Origin of the sequence: Acinetobacter sp. YWS30-1, assembly GCF_033558715.1 — a bacterium.
Lineage (GTDB): Bacteria > Pseudomonadota > Gammaproteobacteria > Pseudomonadales > Moraxellaceae > Acinetobacter.
In genome coordinates, this window is sequence record NZ_CP114606.1 from 2,500,815 (window position 1) to 2,524,279 (window position 23,465).

Consider the following 23,465-nt stretch of genomic DNA (forward strand, 5'->3'; position numbering starts at 1 on the left):
CATTTTAAGAAGAAAACGAATGCGTTACCCAGCATGGAAATATGTGCTGATCCTGGTTGTCCTGGTGGTCAGTACTTTATATGCCCTGCCAAGTTTGTATCCAGATGAACCTGCTGTACAGATTTCGGGTGCCAAAGCCGGTACTCAGATTGACGCAGGCATCGTACAAAAAGCAGAGCAGATTTTAACAACTGAAAATATTGCAACTCACGACAATAGCTTTAGTAATAACGCTGCTTTATTACGTGTAAATTCAAGTGAAGCACAGTTGAAAGCCAAAGAAGCTTTACGCCGTGGTTTAGGTGATGAATACGTCGTAGCACTTAACCTTGCTCCAACCACTCCAGAATGGCTACAGAAAATTGGTGCCAAACCAATGAAACTGGGTCTGGACTTACGTGGTGGTGTTCACTTCCTGCTCGAAGTGGATATGGATAAGGCGATTGCACAGCGCATGGACACCTCTGCAACTGACCTGCGTCGTCAGCTGCGTGATAACAACCTGAAATTCAATAGTCTGAATTTAAGCAATAACACCATTGTTGTGCAGTTTGCCAATAATGATGATCGTGCTGCTGTCATGGATTTCTTGCGCCGTAATGGCAATGAATTCAATCAGCAGGCAGTGGCGACTGAAACCGGTTCGACTTTACGCCTCAACTATACCGATACGCGTAAGCAGGAAATCGAATCTTATGCGGTGAACCAGAACTTAACTACTTTACGTAACCGTATTAACGAGTTAGGTGTGGCTGAAGCGCTGGTACAAACCCAAGGTAGCAACCGTATTGTGGTTGAACTTCCGGGTGTACAGGATACCGCAGAAGCAAAACGTGTCTTGGGTCGTACGGCGAACCTGGAATTCCGTCTGGTGTCTGATCTGAATGATCAATACATCGATCCTTATACTGGCCAATTAAGTGGTACAGCTCCAGCAGGAACTCAGGCATTTGCTTATGAATCTCTGGACAGTGGTCGTCAGTTATTGCTAAACCGTAACCGTATTTTGACCGGTGAACGTGTACAAAATGCATCTTCTGGCTTTAGTCAGGATACTGGTGGTGCTGAAGTTAATATTACTTTGGACAGCGCTGGCGGTAAATTGATGGCAGATGCCACACGTAATGCCGTAGGCAAACGTATGGCGGTACTGTTCATTGAGAACAAGCAAAAGATCAGCTACGTAGAAGACCCGGCAACAGGAGCACAAACTGAAGTGCGTACACCATATACCGAATCTGTGGTGATTAACGCTGCTACCATTCAGGCAGTATTGGGTTCTCAATTCCGTATTACCGGTCTGGACTCACCTCAGGAAGCTTCTGAGCTTGCCTTGATGCTGCGTGCAGGTGCGTTGGCTGCGCCAATGTACTTTGTAGAAGAACGTGTGATTGGTCCAAGTCTGGGTCAGGAAAATATTGATAAAGGCGTACTCTCTACCCAAATCGGCTTCATTCTGGTAGCGATCTGGATGGTCGTATTCTTCCGTCTGTTTGGTGTAATTGCCAACTTTGCGCTGGTTGTTAACCTGGCGATGATTCTGACAGTGATGTCGTGGATTGGCGCTTCCCTCACCCTGCCGGGTATCGCGGGTATCGTGATTACCATCGGTATGGCGGTCGATGCCAACGTACTGATCTGTGAGCGGATACGGGAAGAAATGAAATGGGGCGCCTCGCCGAAACAGGCAATTGTGGCCGGTTATGATCGGGCCTATAACACCATTTTCGACTCGAACTTAACTACCTTCCTGGTAGCGTTCATTCTGTTCGCAATTGGTACTGGTCCGATCAAAGGCTTTGCTGTCACCCTGATGATTGGTATTGTCTGCTCGATGTTTACGGCGATTACCGTAACCCGTGCGATCGTACAGATCATCTATGGCAAAAAACGTAACTTGAAAAAGTTGAGCATTTAGGAGATCGATGATGACTGAAAATACTCAACTGAATCAGAAACAGTACGGTCGCCCTGAAGACGAACGTATCATTCCGTTTATGAAGATTGCATTGCCTGCGGCAGTGTTCTCTATCATCCTGACGGTTGCCAGCATCTTCTTTATTGCGACCAAAGGCTTGAACCTCGGTCTGGACTTTACTGGTGGTGTCTCAGCAGAGCTGAACTATACCAATCCAGTAAAACCAGATGATGTGACTCAGGCACTCAGCAAAGCTGGCTTTGATGATGCGGTCGTGCAAACGCTGGGCTCGGAACGTGACCTGATGGTACGTATGCCGGTTCAGGAAGATATTGAAGCAGAAGACCTTACCAAAGCTGTTACTGCAGCAGTTCAGCTGCCAGGCAATGCGGCTCAGGTACCTAAGGTCGATGTAGTCGGTGGACAGGTCGGTAACGAGCTGTATGTGCGTTCTGCGGGTGCAGTTGCCCTTGCCCTCTTGTTGATGCTGGTCTATGTCACCATCCGCTTTGAGTTCAAACTGGCGATGGGTGCGGTACTGTCATTGTTCCACGATATCGTAGTGACGATTGGTATCTTTGCCATGATGCAGTGGCCGTTTGACCTTACTGTTTTGGCAGCCGTACTGGCGATCATCGGTTTCTCACTCAACGATAACATCGTGGTCTCTGACCGTATTCGTGAGAACTTCCGTAAGATCCGGGGTGCCGAACCTGTTGAAATTATCAATATTGCCTTGACTGAAACCTTACGCCGTACCATTCATACTTCTATGACTTTATTACTGGTTGTAGTGGCCATGATGATCATGGGCGGTGCTGGCCTGAAATGGTTCTCGATCGCGATGTTTGTAGGTGTCTTTGTCGGTACCTATTCTTCGATCTATATCGGTACAGCCTTCGCCCTGTGGCGCGGTCTGAATCGTCAGGACTTTATTGTTCAGGTGAAACCAGAGTTTGAAGACGAAAATCAGCTTCCATAAGCTGCCCGTTTTCAATTTCACTATTCAGCCCATCTTATGATGGGCTGAATTATTTCTGGTCTAAGAAAATTGCTGCGGAGGCACGATGGCAATCACAGGATGGATTTTAGCTACATCAGCTTTCTGGAAACTGACCTTGCGGCTTTCATCCAGACTTTGGATCTGATAGCTGTCTTGGCTTTCCGAAATCAGTTCGACAATGAGTTGCAGACCATTACTTAAATATACGCACGCCAAGCTAGATGACTGTAATACTGCTTGCTCATCACAGACCAACCACCAGCCTGCTTTTAGGCTGGGAAAATAATACTGTCCTGTGACCTGAATGGCATAATGCTGAGGTTCCAATTTTAGCCAAGGTACAAGATTTTCTACCGCATCTATGGCTTTCATTTTAAAGGCTTGCTGCTCAACAACCTGCATCTGGAACAAAGTCATTTTTACAGGATTCGGTGCTACTTCAATGACAGGTGCTTCAGCACGATCCAATATTAAACTTTCTAAACTCAGTTGCTGTTCCAGCTCGCGTGCAGCCTTTTCTCCAATCTGGCGCTTACTGTTCAATAGCTGGGTAATATAGGCTGCAGACAGACCAAAATGCTCGCAAATCTCTTTGCCATTTTTAAACTGCTGGCTATCAATCAACTGATCAATCACTTTGGCCAGATTATTTCGTCTCAGTTCAAATATTTCCGTGGCACTCATGTTTATTATTTGCTCTTTTTTCTCTTCAGCACACCTTATAACAAAAAAGCCCGCAATTGAATTGCAGGCTTTTCTAATCATGCCTAAAAAGAATCAGTTGCCTTGTACCAGACGGCGGGCACTGATAATTCCCGGCTGCTGTTCAAGACGGGCCAATAGTTTGGAAAGTTGAGCCAAGCCTTTGACTTCAATCAACAGTTTCATATTGGCAATACCATCTGCTTCAGAAATAGTATTTACCTGACGGATATTGATCTGATCCGAGAAAATCACCTGAGTCAGATCTTTGAGCAGGCCACGACGGTCATAGGCTTCCACCACGATCTGTACACTTTGGCCACGAGTCGGCTGCATTTCCCAGTCGGCTTCTACTGCACGTTCCGGTTCTTGGCTGATCATACGTACATAATCCGGACAAGCTACCTTATGGATGCTTACACCGCGATTCAAGGTAATATATCCCGCAATCGATTCACCATGGACTGGCTGACAGCACTGGGCTACATGCAGTTCGACGTTATCCAGACCATCAATTAGAATACCATGTGCAGACAAGGTATGGCTGGCACGCGGATTCAAGGCTGGTTTCAGCACCAGTTCAGGCTCATCCTGATCCAGATGCATATGACGGTTCACCTGATTGATCAGGGCATGCAGGCTAATATCACCATTCACCAGACCAATCAGAATATCTTCACCACTCTTCACATTGAAATGGTTGCAATAATCACCCAAGTCGATTGATTTTGGATGAATTGCCAGACGTGCCAATTCTTTATTCAGAATTTCACGGCCCACTTCCAGGTTCTTACTGCGATCCTGCTGACGGAACCAGTGACGTAACTTGTCACGGGCACGTGCAGTCTTGATATAACCCAGTGAATTGACCAACCAGTCCCGATTTGGTTCACGGTCTTTCTTGGTCAGAATCTCAACCTGTTCCCCGGTTTTCAAGGCATAGGTTAAAGGCACATAGCGCTGGTTGACCCGGGCCGCATAGCATTTGTTACCGACTTCCGTATGTACATGATAGGCAAAGTCGAGTACGGTTGACCCTCGTGGTAACTCTTTAATATCACCATCACGGCTGAACACATAGATTTTTTCGAAGCCTTCAAAATCTTGAATATGCTCAAAATTTTCAACTTCCTCTTCTTCATCCTTATGTGCACTGGCTTCATTGCGTTCCTGATAATGCTCAATCACTGCACGCAGGGAGTGCAGACGATGATTAAAGGAAGTATCGGTATTTTTCGAACCTTCCTTATAGTTGAAGTGTGAGCATACGCCAAGTTCAGCCTCTTCATGCATCGTATAAGTACGAATCTGCACTTCAAGTGACTTGTTTTCCGCAATCACAGCTGTGTGTAAAGAGCGATAACCATTGGCCTTCGGATTGGTAATATAGTCATCAAACTGATGCGGAATATGTCGCCACAATTGATGTACGATCCCGAGCGTGTGATAACACTCAGGCACACTTTTCACCAATACACGCAGCGCACGGATGTCATACAGCTGGTCGAAGCTCAGGCTTTTGCTTTTCATTTTCCGATAGATCGAATAAATGTGCTTCACCCGGCCGTTAATTTCAGCTTCAATGCCGTGTTCTGCCAGCTCTTCACGCAATTTATCAATCACGAACTGAATATATTGTTCACGTTCCAGACGCTTTTCATTCAGCAAAGAGGCAATTTCTTTATAGCGTTCTGGCGCCAGATAGCGGAAGGCCAGATCTTCGAGTTCCCATTTCAACTGGGCAATCCCGAGACGATGCGCTAGAGGAGAATAAATGGTGAGAATTTCTCGTGCGACCCGTTCTTGCCGTTCACGTGAAGAATTGGCCAGTTCGCGCAGTGCATAGGTACGTTCTGCCAGCTTGATTAACACGACGCGGACATCTTCTGTCACTGAAATCAGCATCTTGTAAATGCCAGACAGATGTTCACGCTGGTTATTATTAAAGTGATCTTCCAAGCGTTTATTTTTTTCAATCAGCTCAGACAGCTTACCCATGGACAGCGTGCCTTTGACCAGACTGTAGACCTGTTCACCGAATTTTTCCTGCACTTCTGCCAGTGGCATGACGCCTTCACGTACTGCGCGGTAAAGCATGGCAGCGGACAAGGTATCTTCATCGACATAGAGATGCGCGAGAATATCCGCCATTTCAATACCGGTATAGAAGGTATTAGAGCGATGCTGAACCGTACTTTGTAGCTCTTTTTCTAAGGTTAAACGGGCAACTTCTTCGAGCTGCTTCAGGGGAGCCCCGTCTAATATGCCACGAACCCGATCTAACCATTCAGTCAGATCCTGCTGTGCTTGTTCGGCATGTTCTACAGTCGCCTCCTGTGACAACTCATTGAGCCGCCCAGGCAGTTGCTCACGTACTGTGACCATACCCTTCTCCTACTTTTAGATACATCATCTCTTTGATCGTTTATTTAATTTTCTTTTTCGAACAAGGCAATCGACTCGACATGTCCGGTATGCGTAAACATATCCATCACACCGGCTTTCGTTAGCTGATAACCCTGTTCTACCAGTAGCCCTGCATCTCTTGCAAGCGTAGCGGGATTACATGACACATAAACGATTCTTTTGGCACCAAACTGAGGGATATAATGCATAACTTCTTCTGCTCCAGCACGTGGCGGGTCGATTAATAATGCATCAAATCCTTGATTTGCCCAAGACTGGTGCGAAAAATCTTTGGTTAAATCTTGTGAATAGAACGAAACTTGTGCAATACCATTATGGTTAGCATTTTCTGCACCGCGTTGCACCATTTCCTCACTCCCCTCAACCGCAACCACCCGACCAGATGCACCAACACAACGCGCCAGTGGCAAAGAAAAGTTTCCTAATCCACAAAACAGATCCAGAACGCGTTCGCCTTGCTGTAATTGAAGCAAATCACATGCCAAGCGAACCATCTGCGGATTGATCGTTGAATTGACCTGAGTGAAGTCCAATGGATTAAAACCGAATTCCACATCAAAGTCATCAAGACCATAGTGTAAGCGTGCTGCCTGTTCAGGCTCATCAATCCGCTTCAAATAATCTTGGCCTACAGGCTGCAAATAAAGCTGCCAACCTTTCTCTAACGTAAATTGGCGCAATCGGTTGACATCTGTTACCGATAATTCTGCGGTTTCACGAATGAGCAACGCAATGTCATGATCACCCATAGCCAATTCTATATGACCAATATCTGCCTGACCATCGAGACTTTGGAGCAATTGTTTAAGACGTGTAACCGATCCAAACTCGCGATCCAGAATCATGCAGCGGTCAATCGAGGTCAGCTTATTGGACTGGTTTTCACGAAAACCAACCACCAACTTTTCTTTTTGAGGCAGATAACGCACCCCAATCCGGGCTTTACGACGGTAATCTTCACGTTGTGAACGTAACGGTGGCAGCCATTCTACAGGCTGAATCCCGGCAAAATGCTGCAAATGTGATTTCAGAACATTCTGCTTAAGTTCAATTTGGGCATCTGGATGGATATGCTGCATATTGCAGCCGCCGCATACGCCAAAATGTGGACACACAGGTTTGACCCTGATCTCGGAAGCCTCACTGAGCAACTCAAGGCTATCCGCCTCTTCCAGTTTTTTGACTTCACGGGTAATGCGGGCACGTACGGTTTCACCCGGCAAGGCATAGCGGATAAAGACTTTCTTACCATGCTTTTCAAGTGGATGATCCGGATGTGAACCATAGTGAGCGATGCCACGTCCTTCATGTGAGAGTGATTCAACCTGAAAAATATACTCGGATTGCGGCGCTGGACGTGGTTGTACTCGACGTTTCATGAAAACCTAGGATGTGGAGATGGGAAAATCAAAACGGGTAAATTCAGTTCTTTGTGAGGTTTCACGCCAGACTGATAAAAAATCTGCATGTTGCGGCTGGGTATGCAGGTATTGAATCGTACTCTGCACCAGATGCTGATAATCAGGCAACATCAACTGGCCTTTTAGCAACAGCCAGCGAATATAGACCAACCAGGTATTGAGCACATCACCTTCGCAATAGCTGGTGAGTGCGTTCCATTGCTGGTTACGTACATATTCAGGTACATGATAGCCACCATCACCACGCTTGCCTGGATAACCCAGTAAATGAGCAACATCATCCAGTTTCTGAAAATGACGGGCATGAAACATGGCCATAACATCCATCAAATCAACATGACGCTGATGGTAACGATTCTGGTAGTTATTATAACGCTTTTGCGTATCGATTTCGCCCTGATCGAACAGACTTGGGGCAGATAAACCATGATACATGGCCCGATAAAGAATAACCGGCAGGTCAAATTGTGAGCCATTCCAACTGACTAGAGTTGGATGACGCTTTTCAAAAATGGATAAGAATTTTTTTAAAATCTCTGCTTCACTGTATTGTTCACGGCTGAAAGAAAACAGGCGCATACCCTGTTCATCCATCCATAAACCGGAAATACAGACAATCTCATGCAAAGGCAGACGCTGAAAGTCCGAGCCTGATTCCTGACGGCGTAACTTGGTCAGGGCCTGATCCAGATCAGCCTCGGGTAGATCCAGACCAAACAGATGCGCGCCTGATTTAAGATCGGTTTGGGTTTCAATATCGAAAGTTAAAACAGGCAGGCGCATAAAAGATTTCTCAAAAATTATTCAGGGTCTTGTACAGAGAATAAGCCTGTAGACAGGTAACGGTCACCACGGTCACAGATAATACATACAATTACTGCATCCGGATTTTCTTCTGCGAGCTTGATGGATGCCCAAACTGCACCGCCAGAAGATGTACCGGCACTGATACCTTCTTTTTGCGCCAGTTTACGCATGGTGCGTTCCGCTTCAATCTGTGGAATATCGATAATACGGTCGATACGGCTACGATCAAAAATCGTTGGCAAATATTCTTCTGGCCAGCGGCGGATACCGGCAATACTAGAACCATCAGATGGCTGTAGGCCCACAATCTGAATATCCGGATTCATTTCTTTCAGATATTTAGATACGCCCATGATCGTACCAGTCGTACCCATTGAGCTGACAAAGTGTGTAATTTTGCCACCTGTTTGCTGCCAGATTTCAGGACCTGTGGTCAGGTAATGCGCTTCGACATTGTCCGGGTTACCAAACTGGTTTAACACCAGACCTTTACCTTCAGCCTGCATTTGCAAGGCCAGATCACGTGCACCTTCCATGCCCTGCTCTTTGGTCACTTCAATCAGTTCAGCACCATAAGCACGCATTGCGTCCTTACGTTCCTGACTCATGTTATTCGGCATAATCAGCTGCATCTTGTAACCACGCATGGCCGCAACCATCGCCAATGCAATCCCTGTATTTCCGCTGGTCGCCTCAATCAAGGTATCACCCGGTTTGATCTGTCCGCGCTTTTCAGCTTGCATGATCATGTTATACGCTGGACGGTCCTTGACCGAGCCTGCCGGATTATTTCCTTCGAGTTTTGCGAGTACTGTGGCTTGAGTGTGACTAGCCAGACGCTGCAAACGCACCAGTGGCGTTTTGCCTACATAATGGTCCAGTAAAAATTCGTCTGCTTGAAAATCAGGGGTGGTATTACTCATTATTTGCACCTATATCGAGGTGCGGCTATTGTATGAAAAAATGCATTTCCCTGCACCCATTTATAGCAGTGCTTTTGCATAAAACTGTATAAATCACGATCGGCATGGCCAATTCGTCCCGTTTTAGCTTGATAAAACTCCTCAATTGTGACAGTGACTTAGCTCACCTCTACCCCTAAAAAGGTTTGCTCAAACCCCCATAACGACTATTAAGCGCAATAGTTCTTATTTTCTGCCTTAATCTGAAGCTTTAGAAAAATAATACTGAAATTTTAACAGTAGATTTAAAGCATGCTAATATGCAAAGCATAAGGAAAATACTGCTTGAATCATGTCAAATATCAACAAAAAGCTGTTTAAACGCCTACACTTAAATCATGCTTATGGACAGCTGATTGCACTGATTTTTGTACCCATTACTATTCTGGCCTGTGTTGGTGCTGCTCTGGTCATCTCGGAAACTTCCAATGCCGCACGTGCCCAGCAAAAGCAGATGGCCATTGCGATTCTGACCCGTTTTCAGGCCACTTCTGAATATGCGCTGGACATTTTGAGCCTTTATCCATGGCAATATGAACAAGCTCATGACGCCATGCAAAATATGCTGAATGAAAAGCATCTGGTTCGTGCGGCTATTCTGGATGAAAATGGTAAAAGTAAACTCGGTATTGGGTTTCAGGAACAGGCGCCTTGGCCGGACTTTAAAAAAGACGGCAATTTTGTTGGCCCGATCTTAGATAAAAACAATCATATTTATGCAGTCAAAGTAAATGAAAATGGCATGAATGCAGGCTGGCTGGCGATCGAACTGGACAATCAGCCCTTAGAAATTGCCCGCTACCGGGTCTTGATTGTTTTGATTGCGACCGGCTTATTGACCTTATTACTCTTGTTGTTATGTCTGAATTTCTATTCTCGTCGCTGGATTGCACCGATGTATGAAATTCGCATGCAGCTGCAACGCCTGAATGCCGACACCCTAGATCAGCATATGGTGATTAACAGTACCGGTGAATTGCGTCTTTTGCAGCGTGATATTGCCAATGTGGTGAAACGTCTGCATTTCAGTTTTCTGGAATTGCGCGAGCATACCGAACAGACTGAAGATGATTTGCGCCGTACTCTAGATACTTTAGAAGTTCAAAATATTACTTATCGTCAGGCACGTGATCAGGCGATTTCGGCCAACCAAGCCAAGTCGGTGTTTCTGGCCAATATTTCCCATGAATTACGCACACCCTTAAATAGTATTGATGGTTTTATTCACCTGCTGCTGCGTCAAGGCAATCTTAGCAATGAGCAAAGCCTGTATTTACAGACCATCCGCAAATCTTCTGCACATTTGCTGGCCCTGATCAATGATGTACTGGATTTCTCCAAGATTGATGCTGGCAAACTGGAACTGGAAACCGCACCTTTTGATCTGGAAGAAGCTATTTTCGATGTGATGGATATGCTCTCGCCACTGGCTGCACAGAAGCATATCGATATGGCATTCTATTTTGCAGACAATGTGCCAAAACATGTGATTGGTGATGTACTACGCTTTAAGCAGATTCTGACCAACCTGATTTCCAATGCGATCAAGTTTACTCCTGATGGCGAAATCATTGTTCGGGCACGCATGGAGCATGATGATATTGGACAATGTCTGCTGCATTTTAGCGTTCAGGACAGCGGCATTGGCCTGAGCGGAACTGACCGCAAGAAACTGTTTGAATCGTTCTCGCAAGGCGATACCTCGGTCACCCGCCAATTCGGTGGTACAGGTCTAGGACTGGCCATTTCCAAGCAGCTGGTCCACCTGATGCATGGTCAAATCGGCTTTGAAGATAACCAGGAACGCGCTCCAACAGAAAAAGGCTCAACCTTCTGGTTTACCGCCCAATTCCCGGTGGATGAAGATATTATTCATGAACATCCGGATTTCAGTGATTTGACGGTTGTGTCTTATCTTGCCCATCCGGCAACGGCGAATGTCTTAAGACATTATCTGGAAAATTATCGCGTCAAACATATTGAGTCGACGTCCATTCTGGATCTGTTCAGTCGTCTGAACCATTTACAAAATATCGAGAATACCTGGCTGATTGTCGACCATAGTGGCGATAGCCAGGCTCTACTGACAGAGATTCGTTCTCGCTATCAGGGACATCTGGCTGTGTATGGTTATCAGATGCAGCTGGATCCGAACATGCTGAATGACCATCGTGCCCGTGCCCTGCATCAGCCCCTGAGTCGTAGTGCCCTGATTCAGCTACTCGGCAATCAACCCGTATTTGATCAGGAACAGCATGAAGACTTTAATGGTCAGGGATTGCATATTCTGGCCGTTGATGACCATCTGCCGAACCTGATTGTTCTGGAGGCCTTGCTGGCCGAACTGAATGTCACCACAACCAAAGCCATTAGCGGACAGGAAGCGATTGATATCATCCAGAGCCGTTATGAACAGGGTCTGCCATCTTTTGATCTGGTGTTTATGGACATTCAGATGCCAGTGATGTCCGGTATCGATACCACCCGTGCAATCCGCTCACTGGAATCAACTTTCGAAAATCATCAGCGTCTACCGATTATTGCCCTGACAGCACATGCCCTTTCCGATGAGAAGCAAAAACTGTTGCAAAATGGCATGGATGATTATGTCACCAAGCCTATTCAGATTGATCAGATCGTGCAGATTCTGACGCATTGGACGACTGAGAGTTTTAAAAAGATTCCGGTGCTGGAACGTGCCAATGTGATTGATGCGCTGGATCCGAATATTCTGGACTGGCAACAAAGCCTGCAACTGGCGGCCAATAAAGAAGATCTGGCAGTCGATCTGCTCAGCATGCTGGTCGACAGTTTTGAAAAAGAGCTGGATGAGATTGAGCAACTGATTGAACTGGAAGATTTTCCGCAGCTGGAACATGTCTTGCACCGTCTCTATGGGGCTACCCGATATGTCGGTACACCGACTCTGCAAAAAGTTACCGGAAGTTTTGAACAGTTTGTCTCGACCTTGCGTAAGGAACGCCGTAAGGCCGATGACAGTTTTGTTCAGGAAGTACTGAAATATCTGGATGAACTGAAAGCCGTGATTGAGCAGGTAGAACAGGCAGCCCAGCAGATCTTAAACAAGCATAGTGGTTAAAAAAATTACTGTTTTACTTACCCATATCTGTATGACTGCGCTGTCATGCAAGCACAGATTGCTCATGCTATGCTCGCTTACAGAAAAATTAAGGATGAATACCATGTCACTTGTGCGCTTTGAAAAAAATAATGGAATTGCCACGGTTACTCTCAGCCGTCCAGACAAACGTAATGCCATGAGCTTTGCCCTACTGCGTGAACTGGTGCAGATTGCGAACCGGATTAAAAAAGATAAGTCGGTGCGTTGTGTCATTTTAATGGGTGAAGCGCAGGTCTTTAGTGCCGGCATTGACTTGGCCGATTTAAATAATCCTAAAAATCGGGCCTATGCGGCTTGGGAACTGATTCGTCCTGGACAGAGCTTATTTCAGAAAGCTTTTCTGGTCTGGCAGGAACTGCCTGTTCCAGTAATTGCAGCCATTGAAGGTTTCTGCTTTGGTGCAGGTATGCAACTTGCGTTGGCTGCGGATATCCGGATCGCGCATCCTGCGACCAAAATGTCAATTATGGAAACTCGTTGGGGCCTAGTACCAGACATGGGACTAACGCGTTCACTCAAAGGTCTGATCGGGATTGATCTAGCCAAAGAGCTGACCTTAACCGCACGTATTTTTGAAGGTGCCTATGCCAAAGAAATTGGCCTGATCACCCATGTTGATGAACAGCCATTAGCAAAAGCACAGGTTTTGGCTGAAGAAATGTTACAACGCTCTCCAGATGCCTTGATGGCCTCTAAATTTGTACTGGATGCGATGGAGCACAAACCCAACAAGTCATTGCGTATGGAAAAAATCTGGCAGCTTAAACTGTTACTCGGTAAAAACAGTCAACTGGCACGCAAGAAGGATAAAAATCCGGACGTGCAGTTTGTGCCACGTCAATATCGATAATTATGGCTGAAGCAAAATCAAAAGATGAGAGATAAAATGCAATTCGATCATGATAGCAAAATTGCCTTTTTAGGTATGGGACTCATGGGCAGTCGTATGGCAACCCGCTTGCTAAAAGCAGGTTTTCAAGTTGCAGTCTGGAACCGTACGGCCAGTGCCTGCGATCCTTTGTTTGCTCTTGGAGCCACTCCGCTATCTCTAGATCAAATTGCAAATTATCCGGTTATTCTGACCTGTCTGGCAGATGATGCCGCGGTGCAATCGGTCTTTGAGCAGATTCAGCCCTATCTGGTGGCTGGACAGGTTATTGTCGATTTTTCCAGTCTTTCCGTACATCAAACCAAAACTCTAGCTGAACAGGCCCAAGCCAAACAAGCGATCTGGATTGACTCTCCTGTGTCTGGCGGTACAGCCGGTGCAGAACAAGGCACGCTAGTCATCTTCGCTGGTGGCGATACAGAAACTCTTACCGCACTTGATCCAATCTATAAGGTGCTTTCACAACGTGTTACTCGTATGGGGGATACGGGAACCGGTCAGGCGACTAAAATCTGTAACCAGCTGATTGTAGCGGCGAACAGTACCCTGATCGCTGAAGCAGTGGCCCTGGCCGATCGTGCCGGTGTAGATACTGCCCTGCTTGCACCAGCATTAGCCGGTGGTTTTGCTGACTCCAAGCCTTTTCAGATTCTGGCCCCACGTATGGCCAGCCAGACGTTTGAACCCGTGCAATGGAAAGTGCAGACACTGTCAAAAGACCTGAACAATGCGGTGCAACTGGCTGCTACTTTATCTTTGGATATCCCTGTGGCAAGCCAGGCCCTGTCTCAGCTCAAAGCCCATCAGCAAGACGGATTTGCTGAGGCCGATCTGGCTACTGTAATCAAGCACGTAGACCATTAAATATTTCATTTCAATATTCTGCCTTGAGCAAGGAAAAGTCCATGACCAAACTCGCCGTTAACCTCTCCATGATTTTTACGGAAGTACCTTTGTTAGAACGTTTTGCCTTGGCTCATGCGCACGGTTTTAAACATGTGGAAATCCAGTTTCCCTATGAACTGAGCATTGAGCAGATTCAGCAGCAGATTCAGTTGCATGATCTGGATATCTGCCTGATTAATGTGCCTGCTGGTGATCTGATGCAAGGTGGACACGGTCTGGCCGGTATTCCTGGACAGGAAATCGAGTTTCGTCATGCTGTAGAGCAGGCCATTCAATATGCGACTGCTCTGAATGTGCCAAGTGTCAATATTCTGGCCGGCAAACAGCCACTGGATTGTGACCTGCTTCCTTGCCTGAACACCTTGGCGAGTAATCTGAAAATTGCCTGCTCCATGCTCTCTAATTATCAGATTCAGCCGGTCTTTGAAATGATCAACGGTCAGGACATGCCACGTTTCCTGATTCAGAATGTGGCCCAAGCTCAGGAGATGCTGGAAGCTGTCAATCATCCTGCCTTGAAAATGCAATATGACTGTTATCATATGGCCATGATGGGTGAAGATGTACTTGAAGCCTTAAAAGAAAATATTGCAGAGATTGGTCATATCCAGTTTGCAGACTGCCCGGGGCGTCATCAACCCAATACCGCTTCCATTCCATATTATGAGATTTTTCAATGGTTAGAGAATAGCCAATACAATGGTTATGTCGCAGCCGAATATAAACCTCTGGGGACTTCGGAAGAATCCTTTGGCTGGAAAGAACAGTTCTTCCCGGAGTATGACTAAAGCGGCGGAAGGTGCATTTGAAATTTTGGGCTAAAACCGCTATATTAGATCATGCATAATTGTTAGGAAATTATACTCCCTATGAATTTAGAACCATCGCCCAGCGCTTCTAATTCTCACGATCACACTATGAATTCTCATGCACAAGCAGTAAACGCATGCTTGAAAGTTGTACATGCAGCCCTAGAAGATGTAAAGGCTAAAGAAGTTGTTCAGCTTGATGTTGCTAGCATCAGCAACGTGGCAGATGCCATGGTGATTGCAAGCGGTACATCAACCCGTCATATCAAATCACTTGCAGATAATGTTGCTGAAGAAGCACGTAAAGCAGGTTTCCGTCCGCTTGGTATCGAAGGCGAACGTGATGCAGAATGGATCCTGATTGATCTAGGTTTTGTTGTAGTGCACTGCATGCTGCCTACAGCGCGTAAATTCTATGACCTAGAAAGCCTATGGCGCAATCCTGCAGATTCTGTAGCATAAATATCGAATATTCAAAAAAAGCGACCTATGTAGGTCGCTTTTTTATTGCCTGCAATATAAGAACAAATTTAAGATTAATATAGCCTTTTTCGCAGCAAACAATATTAATCCTGATAGTAATCTTCCAATGGATATCGTTTTACATTTTCCACCCATTTGCCTTTGATCAGATGACGTTCAGTCACAGTTACACGTTTTTCTCCATCTGGATATTCTAAAGTTGCATCCTCAATAAATTCTTTAACTTTGACCAAGCCTTTCTTTGGAATGACCTGATACTCTTCGGCAATGTGATAACAGCAGCCACTTTTACTTAGTGTATGAATTCTTTTATTGTCATGATCAACATGAAACATGCCTAAATTTTCATGTGTTAATGCAGATAAGTCAGAACTAAATACAAAGTGTTTACGTGTCTTGTTATATACATAAACATCATAAGTAGGCCCACCATATGGACCTTCATTACCATTACGAATGGCAATGTCTTCAGTCCCATCGAAATTAAAATCATCAAAAATTAAAGGACTTTGTTCACCATATAATTCGATAATATTGGCACTTGGCTTTAAATCATCGGATAGATCGAAATCCAGGTCATCAGAGACAAATTTTTGCAATAAGGATTGATCAGATTTCTTATATAAAGAAACCGTGCCTTTGCCTGAACAAGACTGCTGATCACAATTCACCTGCATTTTTACGTTATATAGCTTGGATGCATCCCTAATCTGAAACACTTGAGCGGATGCCACTGAATGACAGCTCAAACCAATCAACAATCCTAATAACCATGTTTTCATTTTCTTGCCTTCTTATAAGTTTTAATTATTGAATTTTTATGAAATTTAAACATAAAAAAACCACCCGAAGGTGGTTTTTCTAGATTCTTTTAATCCTCCCCGGCCCTCCTTTGACAAAGGAGGGAGACTTACAGGGATTCTAATCAGTGACCCGTACCATTAATAGCTTTGGTCATATCTTCCACAACTTTCTTGGCATCACCAAAGATCATCATAGTCTTGTCGTTATAGAACAGGTCATTGTCCAGACCTGCATAACCGGTCGCCATAGAGCGCTTGATGACCATGATGGTACGCGCCTTGTGAGCTTCCAGAATTGGCATGCCGTAGATTGGTGAGTTCGGATCGTCTTTTGCAGCCGGGTTTACAACGTCGTTTGCACCAATAACCAGTACTACGTCAGTTGCCGGGAAGTCCGAGTTGATCTCGTCCATTTCCAGAATGTCTTCATAAGGAACATCAGCTTCTGCAAGCAATACGTTCATATGACCTGGCATACGACCAGCAACCGGGTGAATCGCAAAACGTACAGTCACGCCCTGCTCTTTCAGCAAATTTGCCAGCTCTTTTACTGCGTTTTGTGCACGGCCTTGTGCCATACCATAACCCGGTACAATGACAACGCTGTCTGCATTTGACATTAAGAAGCCAGCATCATCTGCAGAACCTGAACGGTAGTTACGTTGCACTTGTGCACCCGCAGCAGCTGTCGGCGCAGCTGCACCACCCATCGCACCACCAAACAATACATTGATGATTGAACGGTTCATCGCTTTACACATGATGTAAGACAGAATCGCACCTGAAGAACCAACCAGCGAACCCGCAACGATCAGCATGTTGTTTTCCAGTGTGAAACCAATCCCCGCTGCTGCCCAGCCTGAGAATGAGTTCAACAGCGAAACCACAACCGGCATATCACCGCCGCCAACTGGCGCAATCCATACCCAGCCAAATGCCAGCGCAAGACCAGTCATTGCCCAGAAAGATGTCATGCTACCTGTCAGGAAGAAGTGAATCCCTGCTGCCAGCATTGCAATAAAGATCAGAGCCTGAACCGGTTTTACCCAGCCACCTGAAATGGTTTTTGCCCATTTCTTTGCAGCCAGCTTACCGTATGCAAATACAGAAGCAGTAAAGGTAATCGCACCCACAAAACAGCCCACAAACAGTTCAAACAGGTGAACCTTGCTCATTTCATGGAAAGTCACACCATTTGCAGCTAACAGGTCCGGGCCCAATTCAACCAGCTTGTTGTTATGGATAATTGCCGCAACTGCAATCAGTACCGCAGCCAGACCCACCAGTGAGTGCATGAGTGCTACTGTTTCTGGCATCTGGGTCATTGGTACAGTACGTGCACGCGCAATACCCACTACTGCACCCGCCGCCATTGCTGCAAGAATCATCCAGACTACTGGATTTTCAGCAACAAAGAATGTGGTCACTACAGCAATCGCCATGGCGATCATACCGTAGCGGTTACCTGCAATTGCAGTTTTAGGACCAGATAAACCACGTAGCGTTAAGATAAAAAGAACGGCGCCAATCAGGTAGAACCAATCCGCATACTCTCGAATAAATTCCATGGTTTAACCCTCTTTTTTCTTTTGCTTAGGTTTGAACATTTCCAGCATACGTGCAGTCACGGCAAAGCCACCGAAAATATTAATGCTCGCCAGAAATACTGCGATTGCCCCCAGTACACTCACCACGTTAATGGTCTGGAAATCCACGCTGCCTTCAACGCCCACCATTGGCAGGCCAACAGTTTGAATCATTGCGCCCACGATAATGATCGAAGACAAGGCATTGGTCACCGCCATCAATGGCGTATGTAGTGCTGGTGTTACCCCCCAAACCACGTAGTAACCCACGAAGATGGCCAGGACGAAAATCGTAATTGTTTCAACCATGAGTCTGCTCCTTAACCACGTTTTAACAGCACTTGGCCGCCGTGAGTGACAAGTAGGGCTTTTTGAATTTCATCTTCCTGATTCAGGACAAAGTTCTTGTCTGCATCAAAAAGTGTTTCAACAAAGTTATACACGTTACGTGCATATAGCGCTGACGCTTCAGTCGACACCGTTGATGGAATATTTGGAACACCCAGAATCTTCACACCATTTTCAGTCACAACAGTTTCGCCACACTTAGAACCTTCCACGTTACCGCCTGATTCCACTGCCATATCCAGAATCACTGAGCCTGGTTTCATCTTGGCTACAGTTTCAGCACGGATTAAGCGTGGTGCATCACGACCTGGTAACAATGCAGTGGTAATCACGATATCGGCATTCGATACCGCTTTATCGACAATCGCTGCCTGATCCTTGATGTACTGTTCACCTGGCATCCAGCCATAACCGTTTTTAGCTGCTTCATCAGCACGTGCCTGCTCTTCAGGAGACATTGGCACGTCTAGCCATTTACCACCCAAAGACTCAACCTGATCTTTGGCAGTCGGACGAAGGTCAGTTGCTTCTACGACTGCACCCAGACGTTTCGCTGTTGCAATTGCTTGAAGGCCTGCTACCCCGACACCCATGATCACGACACGAGCCGGTTTCACCGTACCTGCCGCTGTCATCAGCATCGGGAACATGCGCTGATATTCAGCAGCAGCTAAAAGCACTGATTTATAACCTGCAAGGTTCGCTTGCGAAGACAATACGTCCATGTTTTGCGCACGTGACAAAGTACGTGGCAAAAGCTCAAGAGCAAATGCAGACACATTCTGTGCCGCGAACTGGTCAAGCTCGGTATTGCGGTATGGGTCAAACATCGCTACAACCGTGGTATTGGCTGACAGCTTTTGAATTTCTTCACCCTTCGGTGCACGAACTTTCAAAACTATCTGGCTACCGGTGTAGGCATCATCCGTAATTTTGGCACCAACTTGCTCATAGGCACTGTCGATGTAAGCAGCTTTAACACCTGCTCCACGTTCGATCACCACACTATGACCAGCGCTGATCAATTTCTTTACTGTCTCAGGCGTCGCAGCGACGCGATTTTCACCGACGACAGTTTCGGCTGGAATTCCAATCTGCATGAGCGTCCCTCAAGCTAATTTTTTCTTAAGTAAACACCGTGATTTACGGTGCTTCCCCTCAGGATGTGTTTTTGTTGAATTTTTGGATTCTAATTAAACTTCTAGAAATTACTACCTATTATTTATTTAATAAATACCCATATTTTGAACTGACGATTCATAAAAATGATGCTGTCATATAGCATTTATTAGTTGAGCCTGATTATTTTGATTTGCTGAATTTATAAACGATATTCATTCTCTTGAACGATGACTGTTTTCTTGGTTATTTTTTATTAGATTACTTTTTGTTTTATTTTGTTACATTGATCATTCTGACAGATATTTCATTTTTTCTGCTCAGCAAATCTTTATTTCAAATGAACTGATAAAGCCTAAATTAGGGCACTTTTCTAGGGCAGTTTTCTGTTTTTGACCTTTTTGACAAATTTAATCTACTTTGGAATATTCATTTTTAAGATCAAAAAATACTGTTTTCCTATAACTTTTTCATTTTTCACTCATAAAAAATATGAATTGATGATGAAAAAATTGATTTGGGATTCACTTATTTGACTTATTCAGCTCAAGTCTTAAGACTTGCCTGAAATAGGTGAAAAAAATATTCTGCAACATTTATTATATTAATACTCAGTCCACTGTTAGATTTACGAACTCTTCATTTTGCACCAATTTTGGGCAATCACTGATTCAGATTGATCTCTGTCACTTGGTCTTAAATGAGATGACTTAATACAAAGCGCTTCCACGTACATTTTCTTAAGTGAAAAAGTTAAATTTCTAGCGAATTTTCATCTCTTCTCCATCCAGAAAAGTACTTTTTTGTGGCATTTCTCTTGTATGAGTTTGAGTACTTTGCACTATTTTTCTACTTTTATCCTGACGGGTTTTCGCCTATAGTGCCTGCAACTTCTGCATCATCTTTGATGTTCTTTATAAAAATTCTCCCTGAGCTTAAGGTACTTGCCATGTCTCCTCCTCTCGATATCAGTCAAAATAAATCTCTGTTATGGCTGATGGCGATCGCATGTGGTTTATGTGCAGGTGCAAACTATTATTGCCAACCGCTTATCTCCTCAATTCAGCAATATTATCAGGTACCAGAATCCCAAGTGGCGCTGACCGTGACCTTTGCGCAGGTGTCTTATGCCTTGGGCCTGCTGTTTATTGTGCCTTTGGGAGACATGCTGAATAAGTCCAGACTCATTCCTTTCTTGATGTTTGGTGCCGCATTAGGCTTGCTGATCTGTGCCACAGCAGTCAACCTGCCGATGCTCTGGGTGGGGACTATTATTGCCGGGCTATTTTCTGTTGCTGCCCAGATTCTGATTCCTTTAGCTACGATGGCTGTCCGACCTGAAAAAACCGGAGAAGTGGTCGGTTTTCTCATGAGTGGCTTATTAGTCGGTATCTTATTGTCGACCAGTATTGCCGGATTGCTTTCTGACCTGTTTCACTGGAAAACCATTTATGCGCTCAGTAGTATGGCACTGCTGGTTTTGGGCTTTTATTTAAAAGGACAATTACCCAGCATGCCGCGTATGCGTATCAGCTATGCAGCAATTTTTAAATCGATGGGTATGCTACTGCGTGAGGAACCGCGACTGGGCTTACGCTCCCTAATTGGTGCATGTGCCTTTGCCGCCATGAGTATGCTGTTTTCAACCATTGCCCTGCTGCTGACCCAGAAACCTTTTCATCTTTCTGATGTGATGGTGGGCCTAGTAACCCTAGTTGGTGTTTTCGGTGCGCTATCGACTCAGGTTATAGGTAAATGGGCAGATCGTGGTTATATCAAGATCCTGACCTGGATTGGCTGTTCAATTCTGGCAGGAAGCTGGCTATTTTTATATTTTGGTGGCGTGTCCCTGCTCAGTTATATTCTGGGTTATGCCCTGATTAACTTAGGTCTGGCGATTATTCATAGCTGTAATCAGAACGTGATTTTCCGCTTGCGCCCAGATGCCAAATCACGACTGAACTCTATTTACATGACGCTGTATTTTATTGGTGGTGCCTGTGGTTCAGCTCTGGGGGTATATGCCTGGCATCATGGTGGCTGGAGCATGACCTGTCTGTTTGGACTTGGCTTGGCACTATGCGCCGCCCTGTTTGCGTTGATTGATCAATGGCAACAACATCGAGCAAAAGCTTAAGCAGATTTAGCTGACTTGTACCACGGGATAGTAAGGTTTACCCGAATCCCAAGTTGCTGCATTTTCCAAAAGGATGCAGATAAAAGTGGGCAGCAACCCGGCCAGAACCCGACAGCTGTCTTGGAGCTGCTTTATATTAAATGAGCTCTGATAAGTCGCACCGCCCTGCATAAGCTGATGATATAAAGTAGAAAGACGGTTAAAAATCACCAATAAGATTTCAGTTAAATTCCGCTCTTGAACAGCTTTTTGTATTTTCTGTTTTTGCTGATCTAATGCTTCACGACAGCTTTCCAGACTGACTTTATGATGGCGATAATCCCAGAAACCTTGATCGGTATAAGGGCTATCCAGCAGTGTAGAAATTGGCTGGCTGTATTTTTCCCAGACAATATGCTGAAGTTTTTGCTCCACATCTTTTTGACAGAGGGTTTCCAGAAATTGATGCAGGCTTTGTTGATCCTGACGAACCTCTGTTTCTTGTGCATAGATCGAATTAAAACTGATCCACAGGCTAATAAACTTAAACTCTAATTCCTGATCCAACTCTAATGCTTTTTTAAACCAGCTAAGTCCCCGTTGAATCCGTAAATTAAAATAGTCTGAATGCTGAGGTTTTTTGCTTTTATAAATCTCCTCCAACATGAGCATCGTTATTCTCCTTATTTATCTCGTTTTCTTTATCTTAATCTTAAATATCTCAAAATATAGCATTGCAGAATGACTGGGAGTTTATTTTTTCAATTCCCACAATTTCTCTTGTTAAATATTTTTATTGGAATGACAGTTATCGTTCCTCATGCAGTTCAGCCTTTGGTCATGCAAATTTTATGCTAGTATTACGCCCTCTTTTTGCAGTACTGCTTTTTTGAGCAGATTTCCAGCAATTCCTGCTCATTCTTGTACTGCTATTACTCTTCCATTTCATTTAAGGCGTGATTTTGAATGACTGATCTCAGCACCATTGAAAACAAACTTCAACCTCGCATCAGTGTTGCGCCGATGATGGACTGGACCACCAAAGATTATCGTTTCTTTGCGCGCCTGTTTAATCCAAATGTCATTTTATATACCGAGATGGTGACTACGGGCGCCATCATTCATGGCGATGCCAAACGCCATCTGGACTTCAATCAAAAAGAACATCCGATTGTGTTACAGCTCGGCGGTTCCAACCCTCAAGATCTGGCAACTTGTACTAAAATGGCTCAGGACTGGGGTTACAATGAAGTTAACCTGAATGTCGGCTGTCCGAGTGATCGGGTACAGAATAATAAAATTGGTGCCTGCCTGATGGCTGAACCTGATCTGGTCGCAGAATGTATTGATGCAATGCGTAATGCCGTGGATATTCCGGTCAGTGTGAAACACCGCATTGGTATTGATGACATGCATTCTTATGAAGAAATGCTGCATTTTGTGGATACGGTCGCCAAAACCGGTTGCGATAACTTTATTGTGCATGCCCGAATTGCTTTACTCCAAGGTCTTTCACCTAAAGAAAACCGTGAAATCCCGCCACTACGCTATGAAGATGTTTACCGTCTGAAGCAGGACCGTCCGAAACTGACCATTGAAATTAATGGCGGAATTAAAACTTATGCAGAAACGCTTGAACATCTCAAGCATGTCGATGGCGTGATGATTGGCCGCGAAGCCTATCACAACCCGTACCTGTTAGCTGAGCTGGGTCAACTATGGAATCTCGAAGCACCGGACCGTTTTGAGATCATGCAACAAATGCTGCCTTATATTGCCCAACGTATGGCTGAAGGTGCACCATTGTCAATTATTACCCGTCATATTTTAGGTTTATTTCAGAACTTACCAGGTGCACGTAAATGGCGTCAGGCTTTAAGTGGTGGCAATGCCAAAACGCTAAAAGATGTAGAAACAGCATTATTAAATATTCAGGAAGCCATGCAGCGCACTGAAGATTATCTGCGTGAACATCAAGTTCAGCCTTAAAATCAAAAAGCACCGAGATCCGGTGCTTTTTGATG

Annotated in this window: 19 protein-coding genes; 9 read left to right on the forward strand and 10 right to left on the reverse strand. The window is 45.0% G+C overall.

Annotated elements, in window-relative coordinates:
* The first annotated feature begins 19 nt into the window (after positions 1 to 19).
* Positions 20 to 1,918: a protein translocase subunit SecD gene (gene secD / locus O4M77_RS11810; RefSeq protein ID WP_159123076.1), complete on the forward strand. Its 1,899-nt coding sequence runs from the start codon at positions 20 to 22 to the stop codon at positions 1,916 to 1,918.
* Positions 1,919 to 1,925: 7 nt separating this feature from the next.
* A complete protein-coding gene (secF, locus tag O4M77_RS11815; RefSeq protein WP_171248464.1) occupies positions 1,926 to 2,900 on the forward strand; it encodes a protein translocase subunit SecF in 975 nt (324 codons plus the stop codon).
* A gap of 60 nt (positions 2,901 to 2,960) precedes the next feature.
* On the opposite strand, the gene O4M77_RS11820 is transcribed toward secF, so the two are convergent.
* The 5 genes from O4M77_RS11820 to cysM all read right to left on the reverse strand — a co-directional run bounded on the left by O4M77_RS11820 (position 2,961) and on the right by cysM (position 9,201).
* On the reverse strand, positions 2,961 to 3,605 hold the full coding sequence (locus O4M77_RS11820; protein ID WP_313398012.1) for a hypothetical protein: 645 nt from the start codon (positions 3,603 to 3,605) through the stop codon (positions 2,961 to 2,963).
* Between the two features lie 93 nt (positions 3,606 to 3,698).
* Entirely contained in the window at positions 3,699 to 6,008 is a 2,310-nt protein-coding gene (locus O4M77_RS11825; protein WP_159123078.1) for a RelA/SpoT family protein, read from the reverse strand.
* Between the two features lie 44 nt (positions 6,009 to 6,052).
* A complete protein-coding gene (rlmD, locus tag O4M77_RS11830; RefSeq protein ID WP_323713503.1) occupies positions 6,053 to 7,429 on the reverse strand; it encodes a 23S rRNA (uracil(1939)-C(5))-methyltransferase RlmD in 1,377 nt (458 codons plus the stop codon).
* 6 nt (positions 7,430 to 7,435) lie between these two features.
* Positions 7,436 to 8,254, reverse strand: coding sequence for a 3'-5' exonuclease (locus tag O4M77_RS11835; protein WP_159123080.1), 819 nt, complete (start codon positions 8,252 to 8,254; stop codon positions 7,436 to 7,438).
* 17 nt (positions 8,255 to 8,271) lie between these two features.
* Positions 8,272 to 9,201 (reverse strand): cysteine synthase CysM, encoded by a 930-nt coding sequence (cysM, locus tag O4M77_RS11840; RefSeq protein WP_034702431.1) that lies wholly within the window; start codon positions 9,199 to 9,201, stop codon positions 8,272 to 8,274.
* Positions 9,202 to 9,532: 331 nt separating this feature from the next.
* Between cysM and O4M77_RS11845 the strand changes: the two genes are divergently transcribed.
* From O4M77_RS11845 to rsfS, 5 genes are all read left to right on the forward strand, one after another.
* On the forward strand, positions 9,533 to 12,340 hold the full coding sequence (locus O4M77_RS11845; RefSeq protein ID WP_323713504.1) for an ATP-binding protein: 2,808 nt from the start codon (positions 9,533 to 9,535) through the stop codon (positions 12,338 to 12,340).
* A 103-nt stretch (positions 12,341 to 12,443) separates the two neighbouring features.
* Complete coding sequence (locus O4M77_RS11850; protein ID WP_323713505.1) at positions 12,444 to 13,232, forward strand: crotonase/enoyl-CoA hydratase family protein; 789 nt, start codon at positions 12,444 to 12,446, stop codon at positions 13,230 to 13,232.
* 36 nt (positions 13,233 to 13,268) lie between these two features.
* Positions 13,269 to 14,135: an NAD(P)-dependent oxidoreductase gene (locus O4M77_RS11855; protein WP_323713506.1), complete on the forward strand. Its 867-nt coding sequence runs from the start codon at positions 13,269 to 13,271 to the stop codon at positions 14,133 to 14,135.
* A 41-nt stretch (positions 14,136 to 14,176) separates the two neighbouring features.
* Positions 14,177 to 14,965, forward strand: coding sequence for a hydroxypyruvate isomerase family protein (locus O4M77_RS11860; protein ID WP_323713507.1), 789 nt, complete (start codon positions 14,177 to 14,179; stop codon positions 14,963 to 14,965).
* Between the two features lie 81 nt (positions 14,966 to 15,046).
* A complete protein-coding gene (gene rsfS, locus O4M77_RS11865) occupies positions 15,047 to 15,448 on the forward strand; it encodes a ribosome silencing factor (protein ID WP_004783634.1) in 402 nt (133 codons plus the stop codon).
* 104 nt (positions 15,449 to 15,552) lie between these two features.
* On the opposite strand, the gene O4M77_RS11870 is transcribed toward rsfS, so the two are convergent.
* From O4M77_RS11870 to O4M77_RS11885, 4 genes are all read right to left on the reverse strand, one after another.
* Entirely contained in the window at positions 15,553 to 16,251 is a 699-nt protein-coding gene (locus O4M77_RS11870) for an XAC2610-related protein (protein ID WP_166135657.1), read from the reverse strand.
* A gap of 143 nt (positions 16,252 to 16,394) precedes the next feature.
* Entirely contained in the window at positions 16,395 to 17,840 is a 1,446-nt protein-coding gene (locus O4M77_RS11875; RefSeq protein WP_159123084.1) for an NAD(P)(+) transhydrogenase (Re/Si-specific) subunit beta, read from the reverse strand.
* Between the two features lie 3 nt (positions 17,841 to 17,843).
* Positions 17,844 to 18,167: a proton-translocating transhydrogenase family protein gene (locus tag O4M77_RS11880; protein WP_004783638.1), complete on the reverse strand. Its 324-nt coding sequence runs from the start codon at positions 18,165 to 18,167 to the stop codon at positions 17,844 to 17,846.
* A gap of 11 nt (positions 18,168 to 18,178) precedes the next feature.
* On the reverse strand, positions 18,179 to 19,306 hold the full coding sequence (locus O4M77_RS11885) for a Re/Si-specific NAD(P)(+) transhydrogenase subunit alpha (RefSeq protein WP_034170850.1): 1,128 nt from the start codon (positions 19,304 to 19,306) through the stop codon (positions 18,179 to 18,181).
* Between the two features lie 968 nt (positions 19,307 to 20,274).
* On the opposite strand from O4M77_RS11885, the gene O4M77_RS11890 reads away from it, so the two are divergent.
* On the forward strand, positions 20,275 to 21,462 hold the full coding sequence (locus tag O4M77_RS11890; RefSeq protein WP_323713508.1) for an MFS transporter: 1,188 nt from the start codon (positions 20,275 to 20,277) through the stop codon (positions 21,460 to 21,462).
* A gap of 6 nt (positions 21,463 to 21,468) precedes the next feature.
* On the opposite strand, the gene O4M77_RS11895 is transcribed toward O4M77_RS11890, so the two are convergent.
* Positions 21,469 to 22,113: a HEPN domain-containing protein gene (locus O4M77_RS11895; RefSeq protein ID WP_159123086.1), complete on the reverse strand. Its 645-nt coding sequence runs from the start codon at positions 22,111 to 22,113 to the stop codon at positions 21,469 to 21,471.
* Positions 22,114 to 22,407: 294 nt separating this feature from the next.
* On the opposite strand from O4M77_RS11895, the gene dusA reads away from it, so the two are divergent.
* Positions 22,408 to 23,430: a tRNA dihydrouridine(20/20a) synthase DusA gene (dusA, locus tag O4M77_RS11900; protein WP_323713509.1), complete on the forward strand. Its 1,023-nt coding sequence runs from the start codon at positions 22,408 to 22,410 to the stop codon at positions 23,428 to 23,430.
* Positions 23,431 to 23,465: the final 35 nt, after the last annotated feature.